The organism is Micromonospora sp. DT62 (assembly GCF_049847285.1).
GTDB classification, from domain to species: Bacteria; Actinomycetota; Actinomycetes; order Mycobacteriales; family Micromonosporaceae; genus Micromonospora; species Micromonospora reichwaldensis.
Genome location: NZ_JBNCOB010000007.1, coordinates 243,187 through 256,685, shown reverse-complemented (window position 1 = coordinate 256,685; position 13,499 = coordinate 243,187). Strand labels below are relative to the sequence as shown.

Annotated in this window: 11 protein-coding genes; 7 read left to right on the top strand and 4 right to left on the bottom strand. The window is 75.0% G+C overall.

The window, feature by feature from the left end; translation table 11 throughout:
• The first annotated feature begins 12 nt into the window (after positions 1-12).
• The 5 genes from ACPXCB_RS13775 to ACPXCB_RS13755 all read left to right on the top strand — a co-directional run bounded on the left by ACPXCB_RS13775 (position 13) and on the right by ACPXCB_RS13755 (position 4,925).
• The gene (locus ACPXCB_RS13775) at positions 13-1,782 is read left to right on the top strand and encodes a proline--tRNA ligase (RefSeq protein WP_425875372.1); all 1,770 of its coding nucleotides are present in this window, start codon (positions 13-15) and stop codon (positions 1,780-1,782) included.
• Between the two features lie 56 nt (positions 1,783-1,838).
• Positions 1,839-2,264, top strand: a complete 426-nt coding sequence (locus tag ACPXCB_RS13770) for a CBS domain-containing protein (RefSeq protein WP_350821904.1) — start codon at positions 1,839-1,841, stop codon at positions 2,262-2,264.
• Between the two features lie 73 nt (positions 2,265-2,337).
• A complete protein-coding gene (locus ACPXCB_RS13765) occupies positions 2,338-2,766 on the top strand; it encodes a SufE family protein (protein WP_311409990.1) in 429 nt (142 codons plus the stop codon).
• Between the two features lie 105 nt (positions 2,767-2,871).
• Positions 2,872-4,254, top strand: a complete 1,383-nt coding sequence (locus ACPXCB_RS13760) for an RNA-guided endonuclease InsQ/TnpB family protein (protein WP_425875370.1) — start codon at positions 2,872-2,874, stop codon at positions 4,252-4,254.
• 35 nt (positions 4,255-4,289) lie between these two features.
• A complete protein-coding gene (locus ACPXCB_RS13755) occupies positions 4,290-4,925 on the top strand; it encodes a DsbA family oxidoreductase (protein ID WP_425875368.1) in 636 nt (211 codons plus the stop codon).
• A gap of 128 nt (positions 4,926-5,053) precedes the next feature.
• On the opposite strand, the gene ACPXCB_RS13750 is transcribed toward ACPXCB_RS13755, so the two are convergent.
• Positions 5,054-5,602: a YbaK/EbsC family protein gene (locus ACPXCB_RS13750; RefSeq protein ID WP_425875497.1), complete on the bottom strand. Its 549-nt coding sequence runs from the start codon at positions 5,600-5,602 to the stop codon at positions 5,054-5,056.
• 150 nt (positions 5,603-5,752) lie between these two features.
• On the opposite strand from ACPXCB_RS13750, the gene ACPXCB_RS13745 reads away from it, so the two are divergent.
• Positions 5,753-5,953 carry a hypothetical protein gene (locus tag ACPXCB_RS13745; RefSeq protein WP_358118828.1) on the top strand — a complete coding sequence of 67 codons (201 nt, stop codon included), beginning with the start codon at positions 5,753-5,755 and terminating at the stop codon, positions 5,951-5,953.
• A 122-nt stretch (positions 5,954-6,075) separates the two neighbouring features.
• Here ACPXCB_RS13745 and ACPXCB_RS13740 read toward each other — a convergent pair whose 3' ends face one another.
• The 3 genes from ACPXCB_RS13740 to ACPXCB_RS13730 all read right to left on the bottom strand — a co-directional run bounded on the left by ACPXCB_RS13740 (position 6,076) and on the right by ACPXCB_RS13730 (position 8,689).
• On the bottom strand, positions 6,076-6,270 hold the full coding sequence (locus tag ACPXCB_RS13740; RefSeq protein WP_132235413.1) for a hypothetical protein: 195 nt from the start codon (positions 6,268-6,270) through the stop codon (positions 6,076-6,078).
• A gap of 37 nt (positions 6,271-6,307) precedes the next feature.
• Positions 6,308-7,084 (bottom strand): SDR family oxidoreductase, encoded by a 777-nt coding sequence (locus ACPXCB_RS13735; RefSeq protein ID WP_425875366.1) that lies wholly within the window; start codon positions 7,082-7,084, stop codon positions 6,308-6,310.
• A gap of 210 nt (positions 7,085-7,294) precedes the next feature.
• Positions 7,295-8,689 (bottom strand): MFS transporter, encoded by a 1,395-nt coding sequence (locus ACPXCB_RS13730; RefSeq protein ID WP_425875364.1) that lies wholly within the window; start codon positions 8,687-8,689, stop codon positions 7,295-7,297.
• 310 nt (positions 8,690-8,999) lie between these two features.
• Here ACPXCB_RS13730 and ACPXCB_RS13725 point away from each other — a divergent pair, with 310 nt between their 5' ends.
• Positions 9,000-13,430, top strand: a complete 4,431-nt coding sequence (locus ACPXCB_RS13725; RefSeq protein ID WP_425875362.1) for an HAD-IC family P-type ATPase — start codon at positions 9,000-9,002, stop codon at positions 13,428-13,430.
• The last annotated feature ends 69 nt before the right edge of the window (positions 13,431-13,499 follow it).

Sequence of the window (13,499 nt, the reverse complement as noted above, 5' to 3'; positions counted from 1 at the left end):
TACGCTGCGCCAATGCTGCTACGCATGTCGACCCTGCTGCTCCGGACCCTGCGCGAGGACCCGGCGGACGCGGAGGTGCCGAGCCACCGGCTCCTGCTGCGCGCCGGCTACATCCGTCGCGCCGCACCGGGCGGCTACACCTGGCTGCCGCTGGGCAAGCTGGTGCTGGACCGGGTCACCGAGGTGGTCCGGCAGGAGATGACGGCGATCGGCGACCAGGAGGTGCACTTCCCGGCACTGCTGCCGGCCGAGCCGTACCGGACCAGCGGCCGGTGGACGGAGTACGGCGACGACATCTTCACCCTCGCCGACCGGCGCGGCGCGGAGCACCTGCTGGCGCCCACCCACGAGGAACTGGCCGCGCTGCTGGTCAAGGACCTGTTCAGCTCGTACCGGGACTTTCCGGTGACGCTCTTTCAGATCCAGACGAAGTTCCGGGACGAGGCCCGGCCGCGCGCCGGAGTGCTGCGCGGGCGCGAGTTCCTGATGAAGGACGCCTACTCGTTCGACCTCGACGAGGCGGGCCTCGCGGCGGCGTACGAGCGGCACCGCGGCGCGTACCGGCGGATCTTCGACCGGCTCGGGCTGGAACACACGATCGTGCGCGCCACCTCCGGGGCGATGGGCGGTTCGGCGTCGGAGGAGTTCCTGGCGGCCACGCCCGTCGGCGAGGACACCTTCGTCGGCTGCACCGCCTGCGACTACGCGGCCAACACCGAGGCGGTGACCACGCCCGCCCCGGCGGCCGGCGACCCGGACGCCCAGCCGCCGGCCGAGGTGCACGACACCCCCGAGACCCCGACCATCGCCAGCCTGGTCGAGCTCGCCAACGCCCGACGCCTGGGCGGCCGGAACGACTGGACCGCCGCCGACACCCTGAAGAACGTGGTGCTCGCCCTACGCCGTCCCGGCGTGCAGGAGGCCGAGCTGCTGGTGGTCGGGCTGCCCGGCGACCGCGAGGTCGACCTGAAGCGACTCGGCGCGGCGGTCGCCCCGGCCACGGTGGACGTCTTCGACGGCTGGGACGCCCACCCCGAGCTGGTCCGTGGCTACCTCGGCCCGCAGGTCCTGGCGAAGCTGGGCATCCGCTACCTGGCCGATCCCCGGGTCGTGCCGGGCAGCGCGTGGCTGACCGGCGCGAACGAGCCGGGCCGGCACGCGACGGGGGTGGTCTGCGGCCGGGACTTCATGCCGGACGGCACGGTCGAGGCCGCCGAGGTGCGCCCCGGCGACCCGTGCCCGGCCTGCGGCACCGGCGAGCTGACCATGCGGCGCGGCATCGAGATCGGGCACATCTTCCAGCTCGGGCGCCGCTACACCGACGCCTTCGCCGTCGACGTGCTCGGTCCCGCCGGCAAGCCCGTCCGGCCGACCATGGGCTGCTACGGGATCGGGGTGTCCCGTGCGGTCGCGGCGATCGCCGAACAGCACCACGACGAGCGGGGACTGGTCTGGCCGGCGGCGGTCGCGCCGTGCGACGTACACCTGGTGGCTGCCGGGAAGGGGCCGCAGCTCGACGCGGCGCTGGAGCTCGGTGGGCGGCTCGCCGCCGCCGGCCTGCGGGTGCTCGTCGACGACCGGACGCACGTCTCCGCCGGGGTGAAGTTCACCGACGCCGAGCTGATCGGCATCCCGCGCGCCGTCGTGGTCGGCCGGCGTCTCGCCGAGGGGTACGTGGAACTGCGCGACCGGGCGTCCGGCGAGCGCGTCGAACTACCGGTGGACGGGGTGGCGGACCGGCTCGTCGACCAGGTACACCGGGAGCGCGGGGCCTTGGTGTAGCGAACGTGTCACGGGGTACCGCAGTCTGATCGACTGAATGCGTTCTGGAGGCTCTCATGACCGGTTACCGGGTCAGCGACGTGATGACGAAGCAGGTCATCTACCTGCCCGCCGAGACCAACCTGGACGAGGCGGCCAGGGTGATGAAGGAGGCGGACATCGGCGACGTGGTGGTCACCGACGGCGCCACCCTCGCCGGCATGCTCACCGACCGCGACATCGTCGTCCGGGCGGTGGCCGAGCGCAGCGACCCGGCCACCACCACGATCGGCTCCATCATCACCCGCGAGGTGGTGATGATCGAGCAGCACTCGACCGCGGCGGAGGCGGCCGCCCTGATGCGGGAGCGGGGCATCCGGCGGGTGCTGGTCTGCGACAGCGAGCGCAAGCTGGTCGGCATCGTCTCCCTCGGTGACCTCGCGATGCAGCTCGATCCCCACTCGGCGCTGAGCGACATCAGCGAGCAGGCACCGACCGTCTGAGGTGCGAGGAAGGGCCCCTACCACCGCCCGCGGGGTAGGAAGGGTCCCTTCCTTCGGCGGTAGCCTCGGGGGCATGTCATCCATGCCGGCCAGGCTTTCCGAGATCGTCGACGAGTTCGCCGCCGCGCCCCGCGACGTGGTGCTGGAGATGCTGCTGGAGTACGCCGACGTCATCCCGCCGCTGCCCGCCGGCGCCGCCGACCGGGAGGGCATGGAGCAGGTGCCGGAGTGCCAGACGGCGTTCTTCCTGCGCGCCCGGGTGACCCCGGAGAAGACGGTGGAGACGCTGTTCGACTGCCCGCCGGAGGCGCCCACCACGCGCGCGTTCGCCGGCATCCTCGCCGAGGGGCTGGCCGGGGCGAGCGCGGACGAGGTGCTCGCCGTGCCCGACGACCTCTACCAGCGGATGGGACTGGCCCAGGCGATCAGCCCGCTGCGGGTGCGCGGCGGCACCGCCATCCTGGCCCGGCTCAAGCGGCAGGTCCGGGAACAGACCAGCTAGTGCGGTGTCCACGAACCTTTGCCGGGTTCGGCGGTGGTGAAATTGTCGTACCGGTGGTGTTGGCTTCGGTTTGTGCCTCGTCGTCGGGATCCTGCTGCGCCTGCGGTGGTGTATCGCACCGCTCGTGTCGCGCTGCGGGTAACGCCCGCGCAGCGGCGGCGGTGTTTCGGGCTGCTGCGTTCGGCCGGTGATGTGTGGGCGTGCGTGCTGGAGGTCAACGCGTGGCGCCGCCGCCAGGACGCGCCGCTGACGGGCTACCAGGAGTTGTGTCGCGAGTTGGCGTCTTCCGGGTCGGGCACCTTCGCCGAGCTGGACTCGACCGGCGCGCGGTCGGTGTTGCGGCGGTTTTCCGATGCGTGGTTTGCGGCGGCGAAACGCCGCAAGGCCGGTGACCTGTCAGCGCGTTCTCCCAGGCGCAGGCGGGGATTGGTGCCGGTGCGCTGGTATCACGGCACGTTTACCCTCGACGGCCACCGCGTGCGTATCCCGACGGCGAGGGGCACCCCGGCGTTGTGGGTGCGCCTGGCCCGTCAGGTGCCGTATCCGGTCGAGCAGGTCCGCTCGATCACGCTGCTGTGCGAGGGCGGCCGTCTGTTCCTCGACGTCACCGCCGAGGTTACGATCGCGGTGTACCCGTCGGGTGAGGGTCCGGATCCCGGCCGGGTGGCGGGCGTGGACGTGGGGATCATCCACCCGTACGCCGTCGCCGGCTGTGGCGGGGAGGCGTTGTTGGTGTCGGGGCGGGCGATCCGCGCCGAGCACCGCATGCACCTGGCCGACACCAAAGCCCGCCATCGTGCCGTGGCCCGCCGGGCACCGAAGCCGGGTCAGCGGGGGTCGCGGCGGTGGCGCCAGTATCGTGCCCGGGCCCGCAGGGTAGAGGGTCGGCATCGGCGGCGGGTTCGGCAGGCCCAACACGAGGCCGCCCGCACTGTCGTCGGCTGGGCCGTAGATCAGCGGGTCGGGGTGTTGCACGTCGGCGACCCCCGCGGCGTCCTCAACCTGCCGGCTGGCCAGCAGCACAACCTGCGGCTACGACAGTGGCAGATCGGCCGACTCCTGCAGATCCTCACCGACAAGGCTGCCCTCGCCGGCATCACCGTTCATCTCGTCGACGAACGCGGCACGTCGTCGACCTGCCCCAGTTGCCGCAAACGCGTACCGAAGCCACGCGGGCGGACCCTGACCTGCCCGCACTGCCAGTTTTCAGGCCACCGCGATGTCGTCGCGGCGGCCAGCATCGCCACCCGCACCCCGGGCGGCGGACCCACCACCCCCACAGCGGTCACGCTGCCCGGGGTGGTCACGCACCGTCGAGCCGGCCGGCACCTCCCCGGAGCCGCCCAGTCCCGGCGTGACCCCCGCCGCCCACCCGGCGGCGCGGAGGTCAAGATGGCCCGCGGTGGCCCGCCCCACCACCCGGTGGGGAGTCGCTCGCCCGCACGGCGAGGATCCACAACAGTCCACCGAAAACCCGGTGAACGTTAGTGGACACCGCACTAGACGGAGGGTTGTCACCCGACATGGAGATCGAGATCTACGCCGACGTCGTGTGCCCGTGGTGCTACATCGGCAAACGTCGGCTGGAGCAGGCCCTGGAGGCGTACGACGGCGAGGTGACCGTCCGCTACCGGCCGTTCCAGCTCGACCCGTCGCCGGTGCCGGAGCCGCGTCCGCTGGTCGACGCGATGGCCGCGAAGTTCGGCGGGCCGGACCGCGTCCGGCAGATGTTCGGTCAGGTGACGGAGGTGGCGGCCCAGGTCGGCCTGAAGCTCGACTTCGACCGCGCGGTCGCGGCCAACACCTTCGACGCGCACCGCCTGGTCGCCTGGGCCACCGACCGGGGACGCGCCGCCGAGACGGTCGACGCGCTCTACCGCGCCCACTTCACCGACGGCGTCGACGTCGGCTCCCGTGACGCGCTCGCCGCGCTCGCCGCCGAGGTGGGCCTGGACGGGGCCGAGGCGCGCCGCTTCCTCGACTCCGGTGAGCGGGTGGCGGAACTCTCCGACGAGCTGGCCACCGCCCGGCAGATCGGGGTGACCAGCGTGCCCACCTTCGTGCTGGCCGGCAGGTACGCGGTCACCGGCGCCCAGGAGCCGGAGACGCTGCTCGCCGCCCTGGCCGAGGTGGACCGCCGCGAGGCCGAAGCCGACTGAGCCGTCCATGGCGACGGCGTGGGGCCGGAGCCGACTGAGCCGCCCACGGCGACAGTGGGGCCGAAGCCGGTGAGGGACATCGACGCCTGCGATGTTTCACGTGCAACGATATCGACGTCCGTCACCGGTCACGCCGGCCTGGCCAGCCCCTCCACCACGCGCGCGCCGGGCAGCGCGCCGAGCGCCGGCCCGGGCAGCGCGATCTTGCTGTGCCGTACGCCCGACCCGATGATCACGTGCGGGGCGGCGATCACCCGCGCGTCGACCAGGATCGGCCACTGCTCCGGCAGGCCGATCGGGGTGATGCCGCCGTACTCCATGCCGGTCAGCTCCACCGCCTCGGCCATCGGCGCGAAACTCGCCTTCCGCACGTCGAGCGCGCGGCGGGCCACCCCGTTGACGTCGACGCGGGTGGTGGCGAGCACGATGCAGGCCGCGTAGCGCACGACCCCCTCGCGCTTGCCGGCCACCACCACGCAGTTGGCCGACTCGTCCAGCCCCACCTCGTACGCGGCACAGAAGGCGGCGGTGTCGGCCAGCTCGGCGTCGATCGGCGCCACCAGTACGTCGTCGACGTCCACCGGCGCCTCGGCGGGCCACTGCCCGACGGCGGCGGCGACCGGCGGAGCGAGCAGGTCGAGCCGGCTGCGGGCGGGTTCGGTCTTCAGCGTCCCCATCACGCCTGCGATCCTCGCACCTGCCCGGGCCCGGCGTCCCACCACACCACCAGCGAGCGGAACCGTCGCCGGCAGGGGTCACCCCTATCGATCCGGAGACGGGTCCCGACGGCGTGTGGGAGCGGGTGATGCCGGGTACCGGCGATCGGCATGAGTGAACTTCCGCTGCACATCCTGACCGACGCAGGCTTCACCACCGACGAGGCGAACTCCATCGTCGACCACCTCCTCAAGGGTGTCGACACCCACGACGGGAGAGGCGAGACCGACCGGATCGACGTCGAGGCGCTCCCGGAGGAGAAGAAGGCGGCCGTCGACAAGTTCAACCTGGCCGTGGCCGCCGATTTCTAGTCACCCGGAGCACCGGCCCCGTCCCGGACCGCCGGGACGGGGCGGCCGGGACGGGAAGACCGGGCCCGCCCAGCACGGAAGACCCGGGCCGGCCGGCTGGGACGTCCCCGGGACGGGGCCGGTCAGTTGCCGGTGAGGAAGCCGTTCTCGCGGAGCAGCGCGCGGTCCCGGACGGATGCCAGTTCCTCCGCCCGCTCGGCCTGGACCCGGCGCACCTCCATCTCCTCCAGGGCGTGGCGGATGGCGAGCCGGATCACGCCGTAGAGGAAGACGAAACCGGCGACGTACAGGATGACGGTGGCGACCATGGCGAACATGGCGTCACGGTAGGCCGGACGTGAACGCGCAGGCCGTTCATCTTGCGCCCGTTCCCCCGTACGTGTCGGCGAGGTGGTCGGCCCAGGTCCGGACGCCCTTCGGGGTCGCCTCGGTGACCAGGCCGCCCGAGCGCAGGGCGCGGCCGATCCCACCGGGTATCCGGACCGGGAGCAGCGGGCGGCGGGACCGCCGGGCGGCCGTCCACGCGCGGGCCGCGTCGTCGAAGCGGAGCACCTCCGGGCCGCCGTACTCCTCGATGCCGTGCAGCGGGCCGGCGGTGAGCCGCCGGACGAGGCGGTCCGCGACCTCGCCGGGATCCACCGGCTGGGCGAGTACGGCCGGGTCGCCGATCACCGGACCGAGGCGGCTCGCCCCGCGCAGCATCCCGTCGAGGAACTCCGGGAACTGGGTCGCCCGCAGCACCGTCCACGGCACCGCGCCGGCCGCCACTACCTGCTCGGCGGCGAGCTTGTGCCGGTAGTAGGGAATCGGCACCCGGTCCACCCCGACGATCGAGACGTAGACCAGGTGCCGTACGCCCGACTGCCCGGCGGCGACGACCAGTCGGCGGGTGCCGAGCACGTCGACCCGGTGGGTCTGCCGCCCCCGGTTCGGTGCCGAGGCCAGGTGCAGTACGGCGTCCACGCCGGCCACCGCCTCGACCACCCCCTCCCCGGTGGCCAGGTCGGCGACCACCCACGAGCCGGTACGCGCCCGCCGGCTCGTCGCCCGCACGTCCCACCCCTCGGCGCGCAGCCGGGGCAGCACCACCCGCCCGAGCCGACCGCCCGCCCCGGTGACCAGCACCCGCATGGTTCCCTCCCTCTCCGGCCGTCGCGCGTCCGCCGCCCGACAGTGGTGGTGACGGCGCCGGGCCCCCGCGTGTGACCGGCTGTTCAAGGCTCACCGCACCAGCCTGGCTCACGCGAGCAGCTCGACTCACCGCAGCAGCTCGGCCGCCGTCAGGACCACGAAGAACCCGATCGCCGCCGCCCGTGCCGGAGTCGGGCACCCGGCGGGCGGTCAGCCGGCGCGGATCCCGGACGCGCCGGGCACCACCCGGCCGGCTAGCACGACACCCAGCAGGGCCAGCCCGGAGGCCACCGCGAGCGTGCCGGCGTAGCTGGCCGGTCCCGGGGCCGCACCGGCCGCGAGCACCGCGCCGGTGAGCGCCAGCACGGTCGCCGCGAAGAGCGAGTCGCCCAGTTGCAGCGAGGAGCTGTTGCGGCCCTGCTCGCCGGGGGCGGACAGCTCCAGCGTGAGCACCGACAACGAGGGATAGAGCAGCCCCATGCCGAGACCCGCGCCGGCCCAGCCCAGCACGCCGACCCAGACCGGCACCGCCGGCGCGACGGCGAGCGTGACCACGGCCGTACCGGCGGCGATGCAGGTCAGCCCCGCCCTCGGCAGGGTGGCCCGAGAGCGCGGCGGCGGCATCCGCCCCTGCAACCAGGAACCCGCCGACCAGGCGAGCGCGCCCGTGGTCAGGACCAGGCCGGCGGCGGTCGGCGACAGCCCGCGCTCCCGCGAAAGCATAAGCGGGATCACCACCTCCGCGCCCACGAACGCGGCCGAGGCGAGACCGCGCAGCCCGATCACCGTGGGCAGGCCCCGGCCGGCGCGCAGGAACCCGGCCGGCAGCAGCCGGGGCGCGCAGACCAGCAGCCCCATCAGCGCCAGGGCCACCAGCGCGACGGCGGCAGCGCCGCGCTGCTGCCCCCCGATGTGCAACAGTGCGGCGCTCACCCCCGCCCCGCAGGCCCAGCCGATCCGGGCCGCCGCGCCGGACGGCAACCCGGTCACCGGGGGCGCGCCGATCGCCCGCAGGCCGGGGTGGATCAGCAGCACCGCCGGCACCGCCACCACCGGCACCGCCAGGAAGACCCAGCGCCACCCGAGGTGTTCCACGATCAGGCCGGCCAGCGCCGGCCCGACCAGCGACGGTACGACCCACGCGGCGGCGAACGCCGCGAAGATCCGCCGGTGCAGCGCCTCCGGGTACGCCTGCCCGACGATCACGTAGAGCGCCACCGAGAGCAGGCCGGAGCCGAGGCCCTGCACGATCCGGCCGGCGACCAGGACGCCCATGGTGGTGGCGCCACCGGCGAGCACCAGTCCCAGCACGAACCAGCCGAGCCCGTGCCACATCGGCGCCCGGGGGCCCCGCGAGTCGCACCAGATGCCGGAGGCGACCATGGCGAGCACGCCGGCGGCGAACGGACCTCCGAAGGCGATCCCGTAGAGGGCCAGCCCGTCGAGGCTGCGGGCGACGGTCGGCATGGCGGTGCCCACCGCCAGCGCCTCGAAGGCGAGCAGCGAGATCAGCGCGACGCTGCCCACCGTCATCGCGCGCAGCCGGGGCGCGAAGAGCCCGGCCTCGTCGGCGACCGGGGCGGCGTGCGTCGCCGTTCCGGTCACCTCCGGCCCGCCGCGCCCGGCAGCCACAGCGGTCGGTGGCCGAGGCGGGCCCGTGGGTCCGACGGACCCGTCTCGCGGCGGAACAGTGCGATCAGCATGCGACCAGCCTCGGACCTCAACCCGGCTTGAGGTCAAGGGTGACCCCACTCTTTCCGGCCCATCCGGGGAACTTCCGCTGCTCCGAGCGCATAACGGACGATCAGCCGGGAAGCCAGGCCGCCGGAGCTTCGGGCGTGGGAGGCGAGATGGCGTACGGCGGGAGCAGCGGCAGCGAGGGGCCTGACCGGCGCCTGTCCGGTCGTACGCCTCGATGATCTCACTGGTCCGCACCGCCGGCCGGCTCCTTCCGCCGGTGACGGTGCCGCCGGTCGTCGGCGAGGCGTCCCGGAACGTCGGTGCCGTCGCGGCCCGGCTGGTGCGGGCGGCCGGGCTGGGCCGGCGTCGGGTCTGGTCCCGCCCCGGGCGGCACCACATCGAGGTGCTCGGGGTCTGTCAGGACGGCGGCGACGTCCTCGCGCGTCAGGTCGAGGCGGCGCTGGAGCGAATGCCCGGCGTGGAGTGGGCGCGGGTCAACGCCCCGTCCGGCCGGGTGGTCGTCGCCGTCGGTACGCCGGAGCCCGCCCTGCGGGACCTCATCGCGACCGTCGCCCGCACCGAACACACCTGTCCGCACGAGCCGGACCCGGAGATCCCACCGCCGCACCCGCCCGAGGAGGGGCCGCGCACGCCGCGCACCCTCGGCGCGCTGGCCTCCGACGCCCTGGGCCTGACCCTCTCCGCCGCCACCCGGATCCTGCCGTTCACGCCGGTGCCCGGGGAGGTCGCCGGGCTGCTCGGCGCGATCGACCTGCACCCGAGGCTGCACGCGCTGGCGGACCGGGGGCTGCGCGCCGACCCCCGGGCCGAACTGCTGTTCCCGCTCGCCGAGGCGGTGGTGCAGGGCCTCACGGGTAGCTGGACCGGGCTCGTTCTCGACGGCGCGCACCGGGTCGTGCAGTGGGGCGAGGCCCGCGCCCAGCTCCGCGCGTGGGCACAGGCCGAGCCTCGGCTGACCGGGCATCCGGAGCGGGCCGCCGCCTCCGTGCCGAAGAGCGAGCGCCCCCGGCCGAAGCCGGACGGCCCCGTCGAGAGGTACGTGTCCCGGACGCTCGACGCGGGCGCCGTGGCGGCTGCCGCCGCGATTCCGGTCGTGGGTCCGAAGCGGGCCGCCGCGCTGGGCCTCTCCACGCTGCCCAAGGCTCCTGGCAGTGGACGCGAGGGTTATGCCGCGCAGCTCGGCCTGATCCTCGCCCGGCGCGGGGTGATCGCGATGGACCGCAGCGTGCTGCGCGAACTCGACCGGATCGACACCCTGGTGCTGGACGCCGCCGTGCTCGGCTCCGACCGGGGCGTGCTGGCGGACCTGGCGCCACTGGCCGGTGCGGACACCGGACGGGTGGCGGCGCGCGCGTTCGCCCTCTTCGATCCCGCCGCGCCCCGGGAGCTGCGGCACGCCGACGGCTGGCGGCTCGGGCCGCTGGACGCGCTGGACGTCGAGGACCCGGGCGACACCGCGGACAGCCGGCGGCTGCGCGACGCGGGCGTCCCCATGCTCGGCCTGGCCGACGGCGACACCCTCGTCGCCGTACTGCGGGTCGAGCCGGAGCCGGCGCCGGGCGTCGAGGCCCTGCCGGTCGCCGCCCGCCGGGCCGGCCTGCGGCTGGTCGTGGCCGGCGACGACGAGCGGCGGTACGACTTCGCCGACGCCCACCTGCCCGGCCGAGACCGGCTGGCCGAGTCCGTACGGGAGCTGCAACGCGACGGGGCCGTGGTGATGGTGATCTCCGGCGACCGGGCCGCGCTCGGCGCCGCCGACTGCGGGCTGGGGATCTCCGCCCCCGAGGACCTGCCGCCCTGGGGCGCGCACCTGCTGGTCGGCGCCGACCTGCGGGTGGCGGCGCTGGTGGTCGAGGCGGCCGGGGTGGCCCACCGGATGACCCGGCAGAACATCGGCCTGGCCATGGCCGGCACCGGCCTCGGCGCGCTGGCGGCGCTCACCGCCTCGCGCGCACACCTGCCCGGCCGCGCCGTCGCCGCCGTGAACGGGGCGGCGGCGCTGGCCTTCGCCCACGGCGTCCTGCGGGCGCACCGGCTGCCCGGCCCGGCGGACTCCCCGGCGCCGGCCATCACCGCGTGGCACCTGATGCCGTCCTCCACCGTGCTCGACCAGCTCGACACCGGCCCGGACGGGCTCGCCACCGACGAGGCCGAGCGCCGCCGGGGCGACCGGGACGCCCGGCCCTCGGGGCCGACGGGGCTGCTGCGCGCCTTCGTCGACGAGCTGGCCAACCCGCTCACCCCGGTGCTGGCCGCCGGGGCGGTGCTCTCGGCCACCTTCGGCTCGCCCGTCGACGCCGCCCTGGTCGGCGGCGTGGTCGGCGGGTCGGCGCTGCTCGGGGCGGTGCACCAGCACAACACCGAGCGGTCGCTGGCCGAACTGCTGTCCCGCTCGGCGGTGACCGCCCGGGTACGCCGCGACGGCGCGGAGCGGATCCTGCCGGCCGAGGACCTGGTGCCGGGGGACGTCGTCCTCCTCGAATCGGGGGACGCCGTCCCGGCCGACTGCCGGATGCTGGAGTCGGCCGGGCTGGAGATGGACGAGTCCTCGCTCACCGGCGAGTCGCTGCCGGTCGGCAAGACCGACCAGCCGGTGGTCGCCGCCGCCGTCGCCGACCGGCGATCGATGCTCTACGAGGGCACCAGCGTCGCCGCCGGCCACGGGACGGCGGTGGTGGTCGCGACGGGCGCGGGCACCGAGGCGGGGCGGAGCCTGGCGATGGCCCGGCAGGCCCCGCCCTCGAGCGGCGTGGAGGCACGGCTGGGCCGGCTGACCCGGGCGGCGATCCCGCTGGCCGCCGGCTCGGCGGTGGCGGTGGCCGGCGCGGGCCTGCTGCGGGGCGTACCCCTGGCCCAGACCGCCGCGACCGCCGCGAACCTGGCCGTCGCGTCCGTGCCGGAGGGGCTGCCTTTCCTGGTCAGCGCCGCACAGCTCGCCGCCGCACGGCGGCTGGCGGAGCACGGCGCGCTGGTCCGCAACCCGCGCACCATCGAGACGCTCGGGCGGGTCGACGTGCTCTGCTTCGACAAGACCGGCACCCTCACGGAGGGGCAGCTGATGCTCGCCGGGGTCGGCGACGACGGCCGGTACGCACCGGTCGACCGCCTCGACGACGGCCTGCGGCGCACCCTCTCGGCCGCGCTGCGCGCCACCCCGGGCGCCGACGACCCCCACGACCTGGCCCAGCAGACCGACCGGGCGGTCCGGTCCGGCGCGCAGGCCGCCGGGGTGAGCGAGCAGACCGGCGCCCAGGGATGGGAGGCGGTGGGCGGGCTGCCGTTCGAGCCGTCCCGTGGCTACCACGCCACCGTCGGCCGGGCCGGCGACCGGCTGCTGCTCAGCGTGAAGGGGGCGCCGGAGTCGGTGCTGCCCCGGTGCTCGAGCTGGCGTACGCCGGGGGGCCGCGACGAGCCCCTCGACGACGAGGGTCGCGGCGGGCTGCACGGCATCCTCGCCGACCGGGCGGGGGCGGGACACCGCATCCTCGCCGTGGCCGAGTGCCGGGTCTCCTCGCCCGGAGTCACCGACGAGCAGGTGCGCGACCTGACCTTCGTCGGCTTCCTGGCCCTCGCCGACGGGGTACGCGAGAGCGCCGCCCCCGCCGTACGCCGGATCCGCCAGGCCGGCGTGCACACCATCATGATCACCGGTGACCATCCGGCGACCGCCGAGGCGATCGCGGCCACCATCAGCGACCACGAGGACCAGCGGGTGGTCACCGCGACGGAACTCGACCAGCTCGACGACGAGGCCCTCGCCGCGCGGCTCGCCGCCACGGACGTGGTGGCCCGGTGCACCCCGGCGCACAAGGTCCGGATCATCCAGGCGTTGCAGAGGTGCGGACGTACGGTGGCGATGACCGGCGACGGCGCCAACGACGCCGCGGCGATCCGGCTGGCCGACGTGGGCATCGCCCTCGGTCAGCGGGGCACCCCGGCGGCCCGGGCGGCGGCCGACCTGGTGGTCACCGACGACCGGCTGGAGACCATCATCGCCACCCTGGTCGAGGGCCGGGCAATGTGGTCCTCGGTACGCCACGCGCTCAGCATCCTGGTCGGCGGGAACCTCGGCGAGATCGCGTTCAGCGTGCTGACCGCCGCCGCGACCGGCCGCTCGGCGCTCACCGGCCGGCAACTGCTCCTGGTCAACCTGCTCACCGACCTGGCACCGGCGTTGGCGATCGCGATCCGGCCACCCGACGCGGACCACGCCGACGGCCTGCTCCGGGAGGGCCCGGACACCTCGCTGGGCGAGACGATGACCCGGGAGATCGGGCTGCGCGCCGCCGCCACCACGCTGGGCGCCACCGCCGGCTGGACGTTGGCCCGCTACACCGGGCGACGCAGGCGGGCGGGCACCGTCGCGCTGGTCTCGCTGGTCGGCACCCAGCTCGGACAGACGGTGCTGGCCGGCGGCACCAGCCCGGCCGTACTGGCCTCCACCGCCGCGTCGCTCGGGGCGCTGGTGGTGGTCGTCCAGACGCCGGGGGTCAGCCACTTCTTCGGCTGCACACCGCTCGGCCCGGTCGGCTGGACCATCGCGACGGGCTCCGCGCTCGGCGCCACCTTCGCGAACGGCGCGCTCACCCGCCTCGTGGAGCGCCTGCCCGGCTCCGGGTCCGGCGCGGACGACGAACGGGCGTGACCGGGCCCGGCGTCCGCAGTCGACCAGCACGCCGTGACGCCGGCCGGAATGGGCCCGCCGATCACGGGT